This is a genomic window from Citrobacter freundii complex sp. CFNIH9, from assembly GCF_002903305.1.
GTDB lineage: Bacteria > Pseudomonadota > Gammaproteobacteria > Enterobacterales > Enterobacteriaceae > Citrobacter > Citrobacter portucalensis.
The window spans coordinates 2446308-2465119 of the sequence record NZ_CP026238.1; the positions used below are offsets into that span (position 1 = coordinate 2446308).

An 18812-nucleotide genomic window follows, 5' to 3' on the forward strand; every position below is an offset into this window, starting at 1 on the left:
AAAGTATGAGTGAAGTCGCCAACGGAAAAACCATAGTTATGATCATCACATAACTGTAATATGCGTTTTAAAAAGTAAAACCTTTACAGCCTTGAGGAGACCTTGTCTTCTCAAAACTGCGTGTCTCGAATATACCTTTAATTTCAATGGGGCACGATGATCATCAACCGCTCAAACCTAATATATAAGTGAGGTGCATATCTTACTGTGCTAACTAAATTTCAGGAGAATAATGCTAATCAAGTCGTAGATACTTCATTTTTTTAAATATGGAGTTTTAATCATGCAATAACAATCAGGTATCTGATACGACTCATTCTTCTGTCATTTTTTGTAAGCGGAAGAAAAGAGTGATGATAGCTAATACAGGTAAAGATAGGGGTAATGACTTATGGCCTCACAATATGACTTTACTGTCACCCTGCACGATCTTGCTTTTATTCTTAAGCAGATCAAAATATCCGAAGCGGCAACTAACCCAGATGGTAGCGTTAATGCTGAATTGCTTAGAGAATTAGTTTCCAGCCCGCTATTACCTTATGGACTTCGCACGGTAGATGGTTCATGGAATAATCTTCTACCGGGTCAGGAGTTATATGGCTCTGCCGACCAGACAATGCCGAGATTAACCGCGTTAAACTGGCAAGATGCGGACCAAATGACCAGTTATATCCAAATTGGTGGCACCGTTATTGATGCCGATCCACGTATTATTAGTAACTTAATTTCCGATCAAACGGCATCTAACCCAGCCGCACTGGAGGTATTTAACGCGTTAAAAGATGCTCCCGGCGGGGGGACTATTACAGGAGACGGAGAAACGTTATCCATTCCTAACCAGTCTCCCGATATCGGTCTCTCCCCTGCTTTTAACGGCTGGATGACCTTCTTTGGCCAGTTTTTTGACCACGGCCTGGATTTGATTCCCAAAGGAGGCAACGGTATCGTTTTCATTCCGCTACAGCCGGATGACCCTTTATATGTGGAAGGGTCGTCAACAAACTTTATGCTACTAACCCGGGCAACGGTGGATGAAAATCGAGAGACAGTAAACCTGACGACCCCCTTCATCGACCAAAACCAAACCTACACCTCCCATCCTTCACATCAGATTTTCATCCGCGAATACGTCATTATTGATGGGAAACCTGAGCCTACCGGGAATTTATTAGGCGGTGCGAACGGTGGACTGGCGACCTGGGCCGACGTTAAAAACCAGGCTGAAACCCTGCTTGGCATTAAACTCACCGATCAGGATGTGTTTAATGTTCCCCTGCTGGCTACGGATCGCTATGGTAATTTGATTTTAAGTGAAAATGGAAAGGTACAGATTGTTACCACCGGGGGACTGGTTGAAGCCAACGGCGGTCTGTTGCCTGAGGGAACATTCCGCACCGGCCATGCGTTTCTTGATGATATTGCGCATACTGCCGCGCCAAAAGCGGGTCTGCTGGCAGATGATGACACTGCGATTGGGGGCGAAGGAGCGCAACCGGCAGGAACCTATGATAACGAACTGCTCGATCGTCACTTTATTACCGGTGACGGGCGTGGGAACGAAAATATAGGTTTAACCGCGGTGCACGCCGTTTTTCACAGCGAGCATAACCGTCTGGTTGAGCAATATAAAACAACACTGCTGGAAACCGGTGATATCGACCTCATTAATCAGTGGTTGATGCCCAATCATCAAATCACGGAATTACCTGCCGATACCAGTACGCTGGTATGGAACGGTGAGTACCTATTCCAGGCAGGTCGTTTCTCCACGGAAATGCAATATCAGCACCTCGTCTTCGAGGAGTTTGCCCGTACCGTACAACCCGCCGTCGATCCGTTTGTCTTCTCCAACACGGCGGATATAAACCCGATGATCTTTGCCGAGTTTGCGCATGTGGTTTACCGTTTCGGGCATTCAATGCTGACAGAAACCGTAGCGCGCACCGACATTGATATGCAAAGCGGTGATATTGACCTGATTTCAGCATTCCTGAATCCGGTAGCATTTAATCAAATCAACGGGGCCACCGTCACGGACGAGCAGGCTATTGGCGCAATTGTGCGTGGTATGACGCGTCAGGTGGGTAACGAAATTGATGAATTTATTACCGATGCTCTGCGTAATAATCTCATCGGCCTGCCCCTCGATTTAGGCGCGCTTAATATAGCCCGTGGCCGTGACACCGCAATGCCGACGCTGAACCAGGCCCGCGAGCAGTTTTTTGCATTAAGCGGTGATAGTCAACTGAAGCCTTATACCAGTTGGGCTGACTTCACTACCTACCTGAAAAATCCCGCTTCAATCATTAACTTTATGGCCGCCTATGGTCAGCATGAGCTGATCCTCAATGCCACCAGCCTTGAAGGTAAGCGTGCAGCGGTAAACTTCCTGTTGTTTGGTGATGCTAACAATGCCCCGCCTGCGGATGCGATGGATTTCTTTAACAGTACCGGAGCGTGGGCAACCAAAGAGACCGGCCTGAATATGGTCGATTTCTGGATTGGCGGGCTGGCAGAGCGCAAAAATGAATTTGGCGGCATGCTCGGCTCAACCTTCAACTTCGTCTTTGAAACACAAATGGAAATGCTTCAGGACGGCGATCGTTTCTACTATCTGAGCCGCGTTCAGGGACTGAACTTACTCAATGAACTGGAGGCCAACTCGTTTTCCGCGCTGGTAATGCGTAACAGCGATCTTGGTGATGAGGGATCCTCCCACCTGCCCGCAAATCTGTTCCAGACACCGGACCATATTTTTGAAGTGAACCGCGTGCTGCAAACGGAAATCGACCCGAAATGGGGTAATCCGCTGAAGGATCTGCTCTCGCCGTTGTTGGTGCGTCGCGACCCAGGTGTGGATGTTGACGGCGATAGTTTTGCCGATGGCGGGTATCTGAAATATACCGGCGATGGGCATGTGGTGCTTGGAGGGACGGCAGGCAATGATACGTTAATCGGCGGTAAAGGGATCGACAGTCTGTGGGGTGATGGCGGAGATGACCGACTGGATGGCGGCGACGAAGCAGACGTGGTCCATGGCGGTGACGGTGATGACATTATTACCGATACCGGTACGCCTGTTGGTGATGCGGACTTCCTGCACGGTGATGCCGGACATGACGTTATCTTCTCCGGTAACGGAAACGATCTGGTCTTTGGTGGCAGCGGTAGCGACTTCGTGGTGGTCGGCGAAGATGCACAGGAGGTCTTCTCGGGTCAGGATAACGACTTTGCGCTTGGCGGCTCGGGTGGTGATTTCCTGATGGGCAACGAAGGCGATGACTGGCTGGAAGGTGGCGACGGGTTTGACACGCTGGCGGGTGACAACTCTGAGTTGTTCTTCAACAGTACCATTATCGGTCACGATGTTCTTAACGGTCAGGGTAACGACACCGACTACGATGGCGAAGCCGGTGACGACATCATGGTTCAGGGCGCGGGGATCCAGCGCAATAATGGCATGGCCGGTTTCGACTGGGCTATCCATAAAGGCGACCCAAATGGCGCTAACTCTGACCTTGGGATCCCTATTTTCGTCAACCAGCAGGAGTTTATTCTACGCGACCGTTTTGATCTTGTTGAAGGGCTGTCGGGCTGGAAATACGACGATATCCTGACCGGGACAGAACAGCCGATAGGTACTGCGCCTGTTCAGGGCGTTCCCCTCTCTAACAACCTGACCCAGGAAGGTGCGGATCGGATCACCGGTTTACAGGCTATTCTCGGCGTAGAGCGTTCTACAAACCCGGACGCGGTGCTCCTGAATCCTGATGATGGTAGCGATATTTTACTCGGCGGTGGCGGTAGCGACCGCATTATGGGTAAAGCCGGTAACGATATCATTGATGGTGATGCATGGCTCAACGTGCGTATTGCCGTTACGGGTATGGCAGGACTCACCAGCGCCGAAGGTATGGCTGAACTGAAATCGTACATGCTGGCCGGCACGCTGAAACCGAATCAACTGTCGATTGTGCGAGAAATCCTGCATGAAGGTAACGGCACGGAAACTGACGTCGCGGTGTACCGTGATGTCAGCAGCAACTATGTCTTTACCCGTATGGCAGACGGTAGCCTGCGCGTCGATCACGCCACGCCGGATGCCGCGCTGAACCTGAATGATGGCATCGATCGTCTGTTGAACATCGAAAAACTGGAGTTTGGCGATGGGAAGCAGCTGTGGGTGACGGCGCAGCAAGCGACGGGCGATCTTACCATCAGCAATCCTAACCCTTCGGTGGGCGACCTGCTGCGCGTCAACGCGGCGAACTTGCTGGATGGTAACGGCCTGGCGGCGGATGTGGCCATTACCATGACCTGGCAGGCATTCGTCAACGGCCAATGGCGAGATCAGGCAACCGGCGTTGAGTTCAGAGTGCCGGGCGCTATTCAGGGCGCACCGCTGCGTGTGGTAGCCAGTTTTAACGACCGCATGGGTGATGCTGAAACCCTGGTGTCGGCACAAACTCAGGCGATCCTACCGCGAAATCAGGCCACGACCGGTGTGCCGGTAATTAACGACCTCACCCCAACTGAAAGCCTGACGCTGACCGCGGTGGTTTCAGGCATTGCTGACGCCGATGGTCTGAGCGGCGGTAATTTCACTTATCAATGGAGAATGAGTTCGCCAATCGGATTCGTCAACATTAACGGTGCGACTTCCGCCACCTATACGCCGGGTCAGGCTATGGTCGGCAGAACATTGCAGGTGGTCGTTACCGTCGTCGACGATGAAGGCAACCCCCCTGTTGTCCTGACGTCGACCACCACCCAGCCCGTGGGCGATCTGGTTGTGGGTACCAACGGGGCTAACACCCTCGTCGGTACTGCCTGGAGCGATATCCTACGCGGTGAAGGCGGTAATGACACCTTACTCGGCGGAGCAGGTGACGATCTGCTCATTGGCGGTGCGGGAAACGACAACCTCTCTGGTCAGGCGGGGCAAGATATTCTGCAAGGTGATGCCGGTAATGACACGCTTGATGGCGGGCTTGGTGCCGACAGTATGACCGGCGGCACGGGCGATGATACCTACATTGTTGATGATTTCGGTGATGTAGTTATCGAGGGGGTGAATGGCGGCACGGACGTTGTCCGAACCAACCTCAGCAGCTACGACCTCACCGATAACGTGGAAGAACTGGTATTTACCGGCAGCGGTAGTTTTATCGGTACTGGTAATGCCATTGCGAACACCATTACGGGAGGGACCGGTAACGACTATCTGTTCGGCATGGGCGGTAACGACCTGTTGTTTGGTGGTATCGGGAATGACTTCCTCGATGGCGGAGATGGCGCTGATAACCTGCAAGGTGGAGTTGGCAACGACGTCATGATTGGCGGCGCGGGCACGGATACCCTCTCCGGCGGTAGCGGGGACGATATTCTCAATGGTCAGGAAGGTAACGACATTCTGGACGGTGGTGCCGGGAGCGATATCTTCGCCTTTGGTGCCAACTTTGGGCAGGACCGAATTACCGGTTTTGACAGTAACCCCAACGGCGGGCAGGACTTCCTTGATCTCGTCTTGTTAGGTATCAACGCGGGTAATTTTGCCAGCAGCGTGTCTATCACCGGAAACAATGGCAACACCATTGTGACTATCGGTACAGATACCATCACATTGGTGGGCGTCAACTCAACCACCGTGAATATTGGTGACTTTTATCTGGAAATGCCCACTACCCTTGCCAGCAACAATGGCAATAGTTCATTGATCGTATAAGGAGAAGACTATGTCGCGCCAGCATACGCCAACAGAACTGAATGATGCATTAAAGGGAACGAAGCCCACTTTTCTGATGCTGTTGTTTTTTAGTTGTGTGATTAATATGCTTATGCTGGCGCCGGCAATTTATATGCTACAGGTTTACGACCGTGTGCTGGTCAGTAAAAATACCACCACGCTGTTAATGTTGACCTTATTAATTGTCGGCTTGTACATCGTTATTGCCATGATTGAATCTGCCCGCGCGCAGGTTATGGTCAGACTTGGCAACCGGCTTGATATAAAGCTAAGCCAGTTGGTCTTTAACGCAGCCTTTAAAAGAAAGATGGTTACCGGCGATAACAACCCGGCGCAATCTTTAGCCGAGCTGGATCAGGTTCGTCAGTTTCTTTCCGGGAATAGTCTGTTCGCCTTACTGGATATTCCCTGGACGCCGATATATCTGTTCATCGCCTTTTTGGTCCATCCCCTGCTGGGATACCTTTCTCTCGGCGGAATAACGTTATTATTCATTCTGACGCTGGTATCTGAAATCTCTACCAAGCGCCCGATTCAGCAAGCGCACGCCTTAACCATTAACAATGCCAGCAAACTGAATAAACAGCTGCAAAACGCCGATGCCATTGAGGCGATGGGTATGCTCTCGACCCTGAAGTCCAACTGGCAGGAGCAACATAACAAAGTGCTGGCGCTACAAACGCAGATTGCCGACAAAACGGCCGGGTTAAGCAGCCTCAGCCGCTTTGTGCGGGTGTTGCTGCAATCTATTGCGCTGGGTGCCGGGGCTTTACTGGTGATCGGCGGCCATATTACTCCGGGCTTGATGATCGCCGCCTCGATCATTCTTGGCCGCGTCCTCAACCCGGTAGAACAAGTTATTGGCAGCTGGAAGCAGTTCGTGCAGTTTCGTAGCGCGTGGCATCAGCTCTCAACCTTGCTGAAGGAGTATCCGGCACCGAAAGAGGTACTGACCCTGCCGCGTCCGAACGGCAACATCAGCGTCGAAAGTGTCTTCGCTGCAGCCCCCGGCCAGCCTTCCCCGCTACTGCGTAATATCTCATTCCAGCTGGAGCAAGGTGAAGTTCTGGGGATTATCGGCCCCTCAGCCTCAGGGAAAACCTCGCTGGCAAAGGTTCTGGTTGGCGTCTGGAAACCGATATCAGGGAAAGTCAGATTAGACTGCGCAGATATTTGTCAGTGGGATAAAGCGCTACTAGGCCCGTCTATTGGCTATCTGCCGCAGGATGTGGAACTGTTTGACGGTACCATCGCGCAAAATATTGCCCGCTTCGCGCAGAATGACAGTGAGCTTATCGTCGCCGCCGCATTACTGGCAGGCGTTCATGAGATGATCCTGCGCTTGCCACAAGGTTATGACACGCTGTTGGGCGCAGGTGGATACCAGCTCTCCGGCGGGCAGCGGCAGCGCATCGGACTGGCACGCGCCGTGTATAACAATCCTGCGTTCATCGTGCTTGATGAACCGAATGCTAATCTTGACGACGCGGGCGAATTTGCACTCGTTAAAGCCATCAATACCCTGCGTACACAGGGACAAACTACCGTCATTATCTCACACCGCCCGACGCTGCTCGGCGTGGTCAATAAGGTTTTGCTGCTTAACGATGGCGCCATACAGGAGTTTGGTACCCGCGATCAGGTTTTTGCCCATTTGCGTCAGGCCAACGTACTGAAACCGGTGGCTACGCCTTCTCCATCCACGACTGAACAGCAACGTGAGGCCTGATGATGAAAAAGAATCCCCACAACACGGTATCTGCTGGCGTAGATACCAATATCTGGTCGCCGATTATCCGGGGCGTGATCGTCATTGTGCTTGGTGTCGGTAGTTTTATATTCTGGGCAGTGCAAGCTCCATTAGATGCGGGCGTGGTCGCTGATGGTACGGTAACCGTATCGAGTAACCGCAAAACTATTCAGCATCTGAGCGGCGGTCGGGTAACGGATATCTTTATCAAAGAAGGCGACTTCGTGAAGAAAAATCAGGTTCTCGTCCGGTTGGATAAAATGCAGCTCGAAATGCGTTTCAGCGCGTTAAATGCCCAGTATATTTCTGCAAAAAGTATCGAAGATCGCCTGTTGGCAGAACGCGATGGTCTGGATGCGATCGTCTTTAATACGACGCTGACGCAGCAATTCTCTGGCAATAAACGGCTGACAGAAGTCAGAAATCTGCAGGCCAAGCTTTTCGATACGCGTCGCAAAACGATTCAGGACGAACTGTCGATGATTGAGGAGACGCTCGATGGTCTGGTTGGGCAAACGGATAATCTCAATAAAATAAAAGGCTATCGCGACCACCAGTTTTCTCTGATTAACCGGGAGTTGGGGGCTATTCGCGCTCTGAGCGAAAAGAACTATTACCCCAAAGCTCAATTACTGGTGCTGGAGCGCGAAGCGGCTGAAATATCTGGCAGCGTTTCAGAAGATATTCTTAACATTGCCAAACTGAAATCGCAGCAAAACGAATTAAAAATTAAAGCCTACCAGGTGCGTCATCAATATTTACGTGAAGTTGAGTCTGAACTGACGGAAAACCAAAAAGAAGTGGCAATGCTGGAGGATGAACTGGTGTCCACCCGTCACGAGCTGGATAACACCGAGATCCGCTCACCGATTAACGGTATCGTGCTGGATGTTAAAGTCAGTACCGTGGGCGGCGTCATTCAACCCGGCGAACATCTTATGGATATTGTCGCCGCCGGACAACCGATGCAAATTGATGCCAAAATACCCGTGCATGCCATTGATAAACTGGTCCCCGGCTTAACCGTTGATGTGCTTTTCCCTGCCCTTAACCATGCTCTGTTGCCGTCGGTTCCGGCCCGGGTTCTGACTATCTCGGCGGACCGCTTAATTGATGAAACCACTCAGCAGCCTTACTACCTTGCGGAAGTACAGGTTTCAGCAGAGGGCGCGCGTTTGCTGGGCGATTACAAAATTAAAGCGGGAATGCCTGCCAGCGTGACGATCAAGACCGGTGAACGAACCCTGATGAGTTACCTGTTTAAACCGTTGATTGCCCGTCTGGAACTGGCTTTTAAAGAGTATTGAGCCATCCATTGCCGGTATGGCGTACGGCTTGTCGCGCCATACCGCTTTCTGCCGTTGCTGGCAGCTTTGCTTTCTTGTAACCTTCTTTCCGTCTCACTACTGACAAAATCTGGAACCACTGAACTGGACTTCATATGAATGCTCATATTTCTAAAGACCCTTTACATGGCGTAACGCTTGAAATGCAGGTCAATGCCCTGGTTGAACGTTATGGTTGGGCTGAACTGGCGCAACGCATTAATATCAACTGCTTTAAAAATGAACCGAGCGTTAAATCCAGTCTGAAGTTTCTGCGCCGTACGCCGTGGGCGCGGGCAGAAGTTGAAGCGCTGTACCTTGATTCGCTGCATGACCTGGCCTCAAACAACACCCCCGAACCGGCCTTCGATCCCTGGGCTAACAGCCGCAATAAAAAGAAATAAGAGCAAAATCAGATGGCAGCATCCGGTTTCTTTTCAGGAAATTATCAGAAAAAACTGGCGAAGATTCTCGCCCGTTCTCGTGCCAGACTACCGCTGACCAACATGAAATGGTTTGCTGTACTCGTAGGCAGTATGTTGTTACTGGGCAGCTGTTCTTCACAACCGCCCGGCCCCAAAACCACTCCGCTACCTCCGGTGAGCAAACCACAGCAGAGCAAGGAGCCAGTGCGCGGGATCTGGCTGGCCACGGTTTCTCGTCTTGACTGGCCGCCTATCTCATCCGTGAACATCAGTTCGCCTGCCGTACGCATCAGCCTGCAGCAAAAAGCGCTGACGGATAAGCTGGACAACCTGAAACGGCTTGGTATAAACACCGTTTTTTTCCAGGTTAAGCCCGATGGGACCGCATTGTGGAAGTCAAAGATTCTACCGTGGTCAGATACCCTGACCGGTACGATTGGCCAGGATCCGGGTTACGATCCGCTGCAGTTTATGCTCGATGAAGCGCATAAACGCGGAATGAAAGTTCATGCCTGGCTTAACCCCTACCGCGTGTCCGTAAACACCAAACCTTCGACGGTCTCTGAATTAAACAGCACGCTTTCACAGACGCCGTCCAGCGTATACGTCCTGCATCGGGACTGGATCCGCACTGCGGGCGAGCGTTTTGTGTTAGACCCCGGTATTCCCGACGTGCGCGACTGGATCACCAGCATCGTGGCGGAAGTGGTTGAGAATTACCCGGTTGATGGCGTGCAGTTTGATGATTACTTCTATACCGAATCTCCCGGCTCTGCGCTCAACGACAGCCAGACCTTCAGAAGATACGGCCAGGGATTCGCTTCCAAGGCTGACTGGCGTCGCGATAACACGCAACGGCTGATCGCCCAGGTTTCGCGGACCATCAAGAAACTCAAGCCTGAGGTTGAATTCGGCGTCAGTCCTGCAGGCGTGTGGCGCAACCGTTCGCACGATCCAGCGGGCTCCGACACGCGCGGCGCGGCAGCGTATGATGAGTCGTATGCAGACACCCGCCGTTGGGTGCAACTAGGTTTGCTGGATTACATTGCACCGCAACTCTACTGGCCTTTTGCCCGTGACGCAGCGCGTTACGATGTACTGGCAAAATGGTGGGCAGATGTCGTGAAATCAACCAACACCCGCCTCTACATTGGTGTAGCGCTGTATAAAGTTGGTGAACCATCGAGAAAAGAGCCAGACTGGACGGTAAAAGGCGGTGTGCCGGAACTGAAAAAGCAGCTCGATTTAAACGAATCCGAACCGTACATCAACGGCACGATCCTGTTTCGCGAAGATTATCTTAATCAACCGCAAACGCAGGAAGCCGTGACCTATATTCGTAATCGTTGGGGACGTTAATAGTTGTCCTGAGTGGGAAGTCTGAGCCAGACGCTCACGTAGCGGGTAAATTTCCCCACAAAAACGCCGGCGAACATGCCGCCTGTAATGATAGCCAGAGCGCTCATTGCGGGTTGACGTAAAACGTCGGGAGCAATGGCGTTAAGTACGCCAAGAACGTACTTAACGCCGAATGCCAGCAACATAAATGGCAATGCGGAATAATCTGCCGGACGATGAATACTCCGCGGTGCGCTACTGCGGCTCAAACGGTCTGGGTTAATTAATATGTAGCCAATTATCGCGCCGCTGATAATACCTATCATCCACTGGATATAGGTAATGAGGGTCGGGTCGCGATAAGTTATTAAATCGTAGATATCCCAGAACAGAAAAATAGCCGGGATCAGCGCCAGCTTTTCCAGCGTGACGGTGGCGGGTGTTCTGGCTTTAATCCCTCTGTAAAGTAGAAAGGCAAACAGCAGATACACCCAAACTGGCGTGTGTTCCAGCATACCCAAGACAAATTCAGCCATAACATTGCCCCGCTCAGATTTAATTCTTCGCTAAGTGTAGCGGCTGTATCTGCGTTACCGGGACATTAACCGACGGACATTATCATCAATTTGTTTCTGAATCGTCTTCAGCGTGGATTGCGTTATCTGATCGGGGTATTTGTCCCTGGCGATGGCCCTCAATGCCGTGGCAAAGTGACAGACTTTTTCGATTATGCCGTTCACATGGTCAGCAGATAACTCAGCTTCCTGAACGCCAAGCGACTGAAGGTGCTTTCTTTCGATATCCAGCGCCTCTCCCAGCACGTCCATTTGGTGATACCCGCCAGGCCCTTCGCACCAGGTGACATCGTAAGCCGGAGCCAGAGTCCAGTCTCCATCGGCTGACATTAAATAGGCAAAATTCTTCGGATGATCGTCGCGGTTGTTAAATGCCACGTTGAAAACCACGCGTTCGAACGCTTTTGCCTTTTCTCTGACATCATTGGTACAAATCTGCGTGGCGCGCAGAAAATCCCGGTAGTCTAAAGCGCCGGGTATCTGGTAATTTGCCCCGGTAAGTGCCGCCAGGCTCTGCATAGGAATACGTATCGACTGGTCACGGTCGAAACGGCGAGTGGCAAATGCCGCCTGTCCGCCGGGCAGATTGAAATACGCAGTATCGGGCGTGGTGATCCCACATTGGCGCAAGCATTCAGCATAAACCGCTTCGATGGCACATACCTCAGCATGCTCATGCCGGGCGGGAAATTTAATCAGCCAGCTTTCGCTCCCGGGTAGCGGCGCCGTGGTGAATTTAGACGTGACAGTGTCACGATAAAGTAACGCCTTAGGCCTTGCTCCCTGTGGCGAACCGCCCATCTGGAGTAGTTTTTGCAAGAATTCCCCGCCTTCGCCGCTCAGGACTTCCTGAACCTCAGCGGCCAGTTGTGCGAGAGGAACATCCTCTTTTGACAGCGTCTCGGCATCTGACTGAACGGGCTGGAATGTCATGGCGCCCATCGCGTTGTTGCCGACCCAGGTTAAGCGCTCCAATGGACCAATGCGTGCTGCGTTGAGCCCGCGGCGTTTAAATAGTCGGTCCATCAACAGCATACCCCAGCCGTCAGGTAGCGAATCATAGACTGGCCCAGGTAATCCCAGCTGATGAGCCGGGAAATCCCTGCGTAAACGGGGACCGTTCAGCGGTAACATCAGTCGGGACAGTTCCAGCCCCTTACGTAAGGCCTCTTCACTGTATTCAAAGGCGATCAACGGACGTCCGGTCAGGGCTGTGGAAGACACCAGTTTGCCCCACAGCCATTTCTCACCCCAGCCTTCATAGAAGACATCAACTTGCTCAGGCATCAGAATTTTTCCTTTTGATCCGCTGACGTGCCGCGCTCTTTTCGTAACGCAAAATATCATCCAGACTATCAATCCTGGGTTTGAATAACCCCTCCAGCGCATCGCCATAGCCTAACACCATCGCGACTTTGACCAGATTCTCAAATCCTACATTTTTCCCCGCTTCCAGATTCGACACGGTATTCACACCGACCCCTGAACGCGCGGCAACATCAGCCTGCGTCATTTGCCGGGCGAGTCGTTCTTTACGCAATCTGTCGCAAAGTAGTTTGACGATATCGGCTGCAGTATTTAGCGTTAAATCCATAATATTGGCTCTTATTGGGATAAAAACGACTTTACACCCAATATTATAGAGTTAAGTGGGGAATGATTCAAAACCTTATAAGACACAATAAAAAGGAGTTAAACCGGAAAATCTTGCTTAAGGGACATTATACTGGAGTTATCCGGGCACAAGGTCTGCACCCGGAAATGATGCCGTTATCAGGCAACGGAAGGCTCAGGTAGTCTGAATGACGAAACCAGCATTGCCAGTTGTTCCGCCTCCTCTTTCAGCGCCTGCGTCCGTGCTGCGGCATCATCAATTAATGAGGCGTTTTGCTGAACGGTGCTGTCCATCTCGGTAACGGCCAGCGTAACTTCGGATACGCCCTTACGTTGTTCTTCACCCGCAACGCGTATTTCCCCCATCAACTGGCGCACCTGACGCACATTGTTGACCAGTTCTCCCAGACGCTCACCGGCATTGTGAATTTGCTGACTTCCGCTACCAACATGAGAAACGGATTCATCAATCAACGTTTTAATTTCCTGGGCGGCGGTGGCACTGCGCTGAGCCAGCGTGCGCACTTCGGAGGCCACGACGGCAAACCCTCTGCCAGCATCGCCCGCTCTGGCTGCTTCAACCGCGGCATTCAGGGCGAGAATATTGGTCTGGAACGCAATGCTGTCGATGACCGCGACAATTTCCACCATTCTGCCGGATGAGGCGCTGACGTTATCCATTGTTGAGATCACGCCCTGCATCACATCGCCGCAGCGGTTGGCCGTTTGCGCGGTGCTATCGGATAGCTCATCCGCCAGTTGTGTATTACTGGCGTTTTGATGAACGGTCGCATTTAACTGCTCCATAGCCGCCGAACTCTCTTCCAGCGCAGCGGCCTGCTGCGTTACGCGAGATGAAAGCTCCATATTACTGTCAGCCAGGCTAACGGCGTTATTCGCTACCACTGTGCTACTGCTTCTGACGGTGATCAGGATGGCCGAGATTTTATCGACGAACAGGTTAAACGCCTCGGCGATAGCCGAAATCTCGTCTTTGCCACGAACATCCAGACGACGGGTAAGATCGCCTTCTCCCTGCGCGATGTCATCAAGTGCCTGACGAGTATCATCGAGACGTGAAATTAGTCGACGAACCACCAGCCATGATCCCACCAGCAACAGCGTCATGATAGGGATCAATACTTCCAGAACGTCCTGCATCATCACTTTGGCAAGACCGACAATACGAGATTCCGGGGTTGCAAGTCCTACGACCCAGCCGGTATCTGGCATCGGGAACAGCATTACCTGTGACGCGGTATTCAGGACGTTGTCGTTTGCCAGCGTGATAGTCTTCACCCCATCTGTCGGGCGCAAAGATTTCAGACCGTTTTGCACCGGGATAAGCCACTGCGCGCTTTGCGCCAAATCGTTAATGGTTTTATATTTTGCCAGGTCGGCCTGCGGGAAATAGAGAATTTGTCCCTGCTTGTCTACCACAAATGCGTAACCACCGGTGCTGTTTCCCTGCTGCTGCATGAAAGTGGCGACGTTATCCAGACGGATATCAGTGGTAGCGACACCGGCAAACTTGCCCGCCTGTTGATAAGGCACGCTGCATGTCACCATGTTGACGCCTGAACTGGCATCCTGGTAAACGTCAGACCATAAACAGCTGTTTTGTGAATGGCCTTTGGCCAGTTGATACCAGCTTTCATTGTGGTATCCACTCGATCCTTCGACGTTATAATCATTGGAATACACCAGCTTTCCTTCAGCATTCCGCGCCCAGAAAAAGCTTCTTTTCTCCACACCTGCGGTGAAGGCGTCTGGTTCTGGCCAGATGCCGCCGCCGGTTATAATCGAGTCTTTACCTTCACCAATAAGATGCGGAACAACGCTTTGGTACAGTGATTCATCGTTAGGCAACACTTCAGCCAGTCGCGACAGGCTGACGGTCTCACCTTCAATTCGGGACAATACGGTACTCAACTGACGGGTTAAACCTTGCCCTGTTTCTTCGATCAGAGCGGTGTTGATTTCAACGACGCGCGGCTGACCGCGCCAGAGCATAATCACCACGATAACAAGGGTCGTTACTGCAAGCAGCAGAATGCCGCCGATGGTTAAACGCGTTGAAATACGAGTAGGATACCAGGCCATACAAACTCCTTCTGCAAAAGGCTAACTTTTATCCAGTATCGGCACAGGCGTTTATATCTTTATAAAGTTTTCTTAAGTATCACAAAACAAATTAGTGACAGCGTCACAAATAACAAAACCCAGCACTTTGGCTGGGTTTTAATAACGGTTTAATCTTATTTAGATAATTCTTTTTTGATTTCGTCTTTTATTTTACTTAATTCACTCTGCGGATGTTTCTTACAAAGTTCAACGGTCAGAGGAACTGCAGTCGTAACGGTTTCGTTATAGTCGACGTAGTCACCACCTTTGAAGTCTTCGTCTTCATTGAGCACCCAGAAGGCCACCGGAGCCATAGTTTGTGGGTTTAAATCAATAAACTCCTGGCAGTTCATGCCTTTCGGAGTCACTTCAGTTTTAGCGTTATCTGTTGCTGCATTGACGCTGACACTGGTTAACAGCGCTGCGACCAGAATACCTGCTGTAGAAAGGGAGAATTTATTCATTGTAGTACTCCATTTATAATATAAATAATATCTACACTTGCGCTTAACACCGTTAATGTAGCTCGCGAAAAATAATACCCCTACAGTCATAAGAATAAAGATTGCTGTTATTGATATGGCTGAAATTTATATTTCCCATTACTGATTCTTATGTCTGAGGGATAAATGTTGCCCACAATGTGATCGTTCCGACGAAATCAGCAGATTCATACCCCTCTTCCTCTACCGTTGCACCAAAACTGAACTACGCTGCACAAATGTTGATCATTGGTTAATGAATATCGGTTGGTTTTTAACAAAAACAGCCGGCGTGCCGCTGTTACGCACATGGCACGCGTCCTGCATTGTTAATTCGCTAACAGAAATACGGTATCTGACAGGCAACTAACAGCGAGAAGGTAATGACAGCCAAACCAGAGTTATTTACCCGCATAGAGCAAACCTTTAGCCAGCTGACGCCCAGCGAAAAGCGCGTGGCCGGGTGGCTGTTAGCCCATGCTGTGCAGATCCCATTTGAAACCGCAGATGGCATCGCCAAAGCAACCGGAACCAGCGGCATTACCGTCGGACGTTATCTGCGTAAACTGGGCTTTCGTAACCTGGAGGATGCAAAAGCGAGTCTGCGTGAGCTTCCCGTTGTTCCGTATCAGCCCTGGGGAATGAATGAACGACTGGACTCCTGGCACCAGCAACAAAGCCTGCCGGATCGGGCACAGCAGTCGCTGTTACTGGAGATCGACGCCATTACCCACGTCTATCAACTTGCCCAGGGTGAGACGTTTCAACGCATTGCACAGCAGCTGGCGCATGCGGAAGCCGTATACATCCTCGGGATCCAGTCCACCCGCGGGATCGCCAACGCCTTTTTTAGTCACCTGGAATACCTGCGACCTAAAGTCTGCTACTCCGAAGGCCTGTCCGGCAGTTGGGTAGAGTCGCTGAACTCGGGATTCAGCCAGCCTTACGTGGTTATTACCGATATGCGCGCCTACTCCGCTATTTCGCGACAATATTGCCGCGTCGCCACAGAACGCTGTATTCCGCTGGCGCTCATTACCGATGTGTGGTGCCCATGGGCCAGGGATTATTCCATTGATTTACTTCAGGTAAAAACTGACACCGGGCATTTCTGGGACTCACTGGCACCGGTGAGCTGTCTGTTCAACTTATTACTTTCTGCGGTGGTGGCGCAACTGGGTGACGCCCTCGCAGGACGCCTGCAAACCAATCGCCAGTTACAACAACAATTTGGTCAATTCGAACAATAAACAGGAAACGTGCTATGTCAGAACTCCCAGAACTGGTCGATCTGTCGGTGATATTTCCGTCGCTGCATATCGATCTTAAATACGCTACTGCCGACAACATTACCGGCGCACCTATCTACCGGGAAGCGCGTTGTCTGTTGCACACTGAGGCGGTAACCGCGCTGGCTAAAAGCATCAGCATTGCGCAACTGGCCGGCCTGCAGCTTGTGGTGTACGACGCGTATCGCCCCCAGCAGGCGCAGGCGATACTGTGGAATGCCTGTCCCGACCCGCAGTATGTTGTCGATGTCGCAATTGGTTCCAATCACAGTCGCGGAACGGCCATTGACGTTACGTTGATGGACGATCGCGGCCATCTCCTTGATATGGGGGCCGGTTTTGATGAAATGCACGATCGTTCCCATGCCTGGCACCCGTCTGTACCTCCGGCAGCGCAGCGTAACCGCCTGCTGCTCAATGCCATTATGTTTGGCGGTGGTTTTGTCGGTATTAACAGTGAATGGTGGCATTTTGAATTACCTGATGCCGCCCGTTACCCGCTGCTTGACGATCAAATAGATTGTTACACTGTCACGTCCATAACAACACAACATCCCCTTTAATTCTGGAGCCTGGTTATGAAGACTACACCTGCGTTAAACGCGTTTTTCCGCCCCGCTCTGATAGCCGTTGCGTTAGCGTTTGCCCTGCCCGCCGCACAGGCTGCCGTTCCCAAAGATATGTTGGTGATTGGTAAAGCCGCCGATCCGCAGACGCTCGACCCCGCCGTGACCATCGATAACAATGACTGGACGGTTACCTATCCCTCTTACCAGCGGTTGGTTCAATACAAAACCGACGGAGGTAAAGGCTCCACGGAAGTTGAAGGTGATTTAGCCAGCGGCTGGAAAGCCTCTGACGATCAGAAAGAGTGGACGTTTACCCTGAAAAACGATGCCAAATTCGCCGACGGAACGCCGGTAACGGCAGATGCGGTAAAGCAATCCTTTGAACGTTTGCTCAAGATTGGTCAGGGACCTGCGGAGGCTTTCCCAAAAGATCTGAAGGTCGACGTCATTGATAACAACACGGTGAAATTTACCCTCAGCCAGCCGTTTGCCCCGTTTCTGTATACGCTGGCAAATGACGGTGCCTCAATCATTAACCCGGCCATCTTAAAAGAGCATGCCGCAGACGATGCCCGCGGATTCCTGGCGCAGAACACGGCTGGCTCTGGTCCCTTCATGCTGAAGAGCTGGCAAAAGGGACAACAACTGGTGCTGGTGCCTAACCCGCATTATCCCGGTACAAAACCGACATTTAAGCGTGTCTCAGTCAAAATCATTGGTGAAAGCGCCTCCCGTCGCCTGCAATTGTCGCGTGGCGATATCGACATTGCCGATGCGCTGCCTGTTGACCAGCTTGCCGCTTTGAAACAGGAAGGCAAAGTGAACGTGGCGGATTATCCCTCGCTGCGCGTGACCTATCTGTATCTCAACAACAGTAAAGCCCCGCTCAATCAGGTGGATTTACGCCGTGCCATCTCGTGGGCCACCGATTATAAAGGCATGGTCAACGGGATCCTGAGCGGCAACGGGAAGCAAATGCGTGGCCCGATCCCTGAAGGCATGTGGGGTTTTGACGACAAGGCCATGCAGTACAGCTTTGATGAAGCCAAAGCCAAAGCAGCGTGGGACAAAGTTGCCACCAAACCTGAAAGCCTGAGCTTCCTGTACTCCGATAATGACCCTAACTGGGAACCTATCGCACTCGCCACCCAGGCAAGCCTTGGCAAACTGGGCATTAAGGTGAAACTGGAAAAACTGGCAAACGCCACCATGCGCGACCGCGTGGGCAAAGGCGATTACGACATTGCCATTGGCAACTGGAGTCCGGATTTTGCCGACCCGTACATGTTTATGAACTACTGGTTTGAGTCAGATAAGAAAGGCTTGCCGGGTAACCGTTCGTTCTATGAAAACGGTGAGGTCGATAAACTGCTGCGCAGCGCGCTGGCCACGACCGATCAGGTGGCCAGAACCAATGACTACCAGCAGGCGCAAACCATCGTGATTGATGAAGCGGCCTACGTCTATTTATTCCAGAAAAACTATCAGCTGGCAATGAACAAAGACGTCAAAGGATTTGTATTCAACCCCATGCTGGAACAGGTCTTCAATATCTCCACCATGAGTAAATAAGCC

General features: G+C 51.5%; 13 protein-coding genes. 8 read left to right on the forward strand and 5 right to left on the reverse strand.

Annotation, left to right across the window (positions count from 1 at the left end):
• Nucleotides 1–391: 391 nt before the first annotated feature.
• The 5 genes from C2U43_RS12455 (at nucleotide 392) to C2U43_RS12475 (ending at nucleotide 10605) form a co-directional block, all read left to right on the forward strand.
• Complete coding sequence (locus tag C2U43_RS12455; protein WP_103285215.1) at nucleotides 392–5725, forward strand: peroxidase family protein; 5334 nt, start codon at nucleotides 392–394, stop codon at nucleotides 5723–5725.
• 10 nt (nucleotides 5726–5735) lie between these two features.
• Nucleotides 5736–7475 (forward strand): type I secretion system permease/ATPase, encoded by a 1740-nt coding sequence (locus C2U43_RS12460; RefSeq protein WP_103285216.1) that lies wholly within the window; start codon nucleotides 5736–5738, stop codon nucleotides 7473–7475.
• On the forward strand, nucleotides 7475–8803 hold the full coding sequence (locus C2U43_RS12465; RefSeq protein ID WP_182315360.1) for an HlyD family type I secretion periplasmic adaptor subunit: 1329 nt from the start codon (nucleotides 7475–7477) through the stop codon (nucleotides 8801–8803). The genes C2U43_RS12460 and C2U43_RS12465 overlap by 1 nt, the downstream gene beginning before the upstream one ends.
• A gap of 134 nt (nucleotides 8804–8937) precedes the next feature.
• Nucleotides 8938–9225, forward strand: a complete 288-nt coding sequence (locus C2U43_RS12470; RefSeq protein ID WP_032943454.1) for a VF530 family DNA-binding protein — start codon at nucleotides 8938–8940, stop codon at nucleotides 9223–9225.
• A 12-nt stretch (nucleotides 9226–9237) separates the two neighbouring features.
• The gene (locus C2U43_RS12475) at nucleotides 9238–10605 is read left to right on the forward strand and encodes a glycoside hydrolase family 10 protein (RefSeq protein ID WP_103285218.1); all 1368 of its coding nucleotides are present in this window, start codon (nucleotides 9238–9240) and stop codon (nucleotides 10603–10605) included.
• Here the strand turns inward: C2U43_RS12475 and C2U43_RS12480 are convergent.
• The 5 genes from C2U43_RS12480 to hdeB form a co-directional block, all read right to left on the reverse strand.
• Entirely contained in the window at nucleotides 10602–11120 is a 519-nt protein-coding gene (locus tag C2U43_RS12480; protein WP_100272463.1) for a DUF6622 family protein, read from the reverse strand. The genes C2U43_RS12475 and C2U43_RS12480 overlap by 4 nt on opposite strands.
• 54 nt (nucleotides 11121–11174) lie before the next feature.
• Nucleotides 11175–12446, reverse strand: coding sequence for a type II toxin-antitoxin system HipA family toxin (locus C2U43_RS12485; protein WP_103285219.1), 1272 nt, complete (start codon nucleotides 12444–12446; stop codon nucleotides 11175–11177).
• Entirely contained in the window at nucleotides 12439–12753 is a 315-nt protein-coding gene (locus C2U43_RS12490; protein WP_032943458.1) for a helix-turn-helix domain-containing protein, read from the reverse strand. The genes C2U43_RS12485 and C2U43_RS12490 overlap by 8 nt, the downstream gene beginning before the upstream one ends.
• Before the next feature lie 179 nt (nucleotides 12754–12932).
• Nucleotides 12933–14876 carry a methyl-accepting chemotaxis protein gene (locus tag C2U43_RS12495; protein ID WP_032943460.1) on the reverse strand — a complete coding sequence of 648 codons (1944 nt, stop codon included), beginning with the start codon at nucleotides 14874–14876 and terminating at the stop codon, nucleotides 12933–12935.
• A 155-nt stretch (nucleotides 14877–15031) separates the two neighbouring features.
• Nucleotides 15032–15361 (reverse strand): acid-activated periplasmic chaperone HdeB, encoded by a 330-nt coding sequence (gene hdeB, locus C2U43_RS12500; protein ID WP_003019999.1) that lies wholly within the window; start codon nucleotides 15359–15361, stop codon nucleotides 15032–15034.
• Nucleotides 15362–15762: 401 nt separating this feature from the next.
• Between hdeB and C2U43_RS12505 the strand changes: the two genes are divergently transcribed.
• The 3 genes from C2U43_RS12505 to C2U43_RS12515 are packed head-to-tail and all read left to right on the forward strand — an operon-like array spanning nucleotide 15763 to nucleotide 18809.
• On the forward strand, nucleotides 15763–16629 hold the full coding sequence (locus tag C2U43_RS12505; protein WP_103285220.1) for a MurR/RpiR family transcriptional regulator: 867 nt from the start codon (nucleotides 15763–15765) through the stop codon (nucleotides 16627–16629).
• 14 nt (nucleotides 16630–16643) lie between these two features.
• A complete protein-coding gene (gene ddpX / locus C2U43_RS12510; RefSeq protein ID WP_008784783.1) occupies nucleotides 16644–17231 on the forward strand; it encodes a D-alanyl-D-alanine dipeptidase in 588 nt (195 codons plus the stop codon).
• Between the two features lie 15 nt (nucleotides 17232–17246).
• Nucleotides 17247–18809, forward strand: coding sequence for an ABC transporter substrate-binding protein (locus tag C2U43_RS12515; protein WP_100272460.1), 1563 nt, complete (start codon nucleotides 17247–17249; stop codon nucleotides 18807–18809).
• The last annotated feature ends 3 nt before the right edge of the window (nucleotides 18810–18812 follow it).

What these genes read in the sequence shown, in the direction of transcription:
- C2U43_RS12475 (WP_103285218.1), top strand. Translation starts at nt 9,238, where the DNA reads ATGGCAGCATCCGGTTTCTTTTCAGGAAATTATCAGAAAAAACTGGCG.
- C2U43_RS12470 (WP_032943454.1), top strand. Translation starts at nt 8,938, where the DNA reads ATGAATGCTCATATTTCTAAAGACCCTTTACATGGCGTAACGCTTGAA.
- C2U43_RS12455 (WP_103285215.1), top strand. Translation starts at nt 392, where the DNA reads ATGGCCTCACAATATGACTTTACTGTCACCCTGCACGATCTTGCTTTT.
- C2U43_RS12485 (WP_103285219.1), bottom strand. Translation starts at nt 12,446, where the DNA reads ATGCCTGAGCAAGTTGATGTCTTCTATGAAGGCTGGGGTGAGAAATGG.
- C2U43_RS12460 (WP_103285216.1), top strand. Translation starts at nt 5,736, where the DNA reads ATGTCGCGCCAGCATACGCCAACAGAACTGAATGATGCATTAAAGGGA.
- C2U43_RS12490 (WP_032943458.1), bottom strand. Translation starts at nt 12,753, where the DNA reads ATGGATTTAACGCTAAATACTGCAGCCGATATCGTCAAACTACTTTGC.
- C2U43_RS12480 (WP_100272463.1), bottom strand. Translation starts at nt 11,120, where the DNA reads ATGGCTGAATTTGTCTTGGGTATGCTGGAACACACGCCAGTTTGGGTG.
- C2U43_RS12515 (WP_100272460.1), top strand. Translation starts at nt 17,247, where the DNA reads ATGAAGACTACACCTGCGTTAAACGCGTTTTTCCGCCCCGCTCTGATA.
- C2U43_RS12465 (WP_182315360.1), top strand. Translation starts at nt 7,475, where the DNA reads ATGATGAAAAAGAATCCCCACAACACGGTATCTGCTGGCGTAGATACC.
- ddpX (WP_008784783.1), top strand. Translation starts at nt 16,644, where the DNA reads ATGTCAGAACTCCCAGAACTGGTCGATCTGTCGGTGATATTTCCGTCG.
- C2U43_RS12505 (WP_103285220.1), top strand. Translation starts at nt 15,763, where the DNA reads ATGACAGCCAAACCAGAGTTATTTACCCGCATAGAGCAAACCTTTAGC.
- C2U43_RS12495 (WP_032943460.1), bottom strand. Translation starts at nt 14,876, where the DNA reads ATGGCCTGGTATCCTACTCGTATTTCAACGCGTTTAACCATCGGCGGC.
- hdeB (WP_003019999.1), bottom strand. Translation starts at nt 15,361, where the DNA reads ATGAATAAATTCTCCCTTTCTACAGCAGGTATTCTGGTCGCAGCGCTG.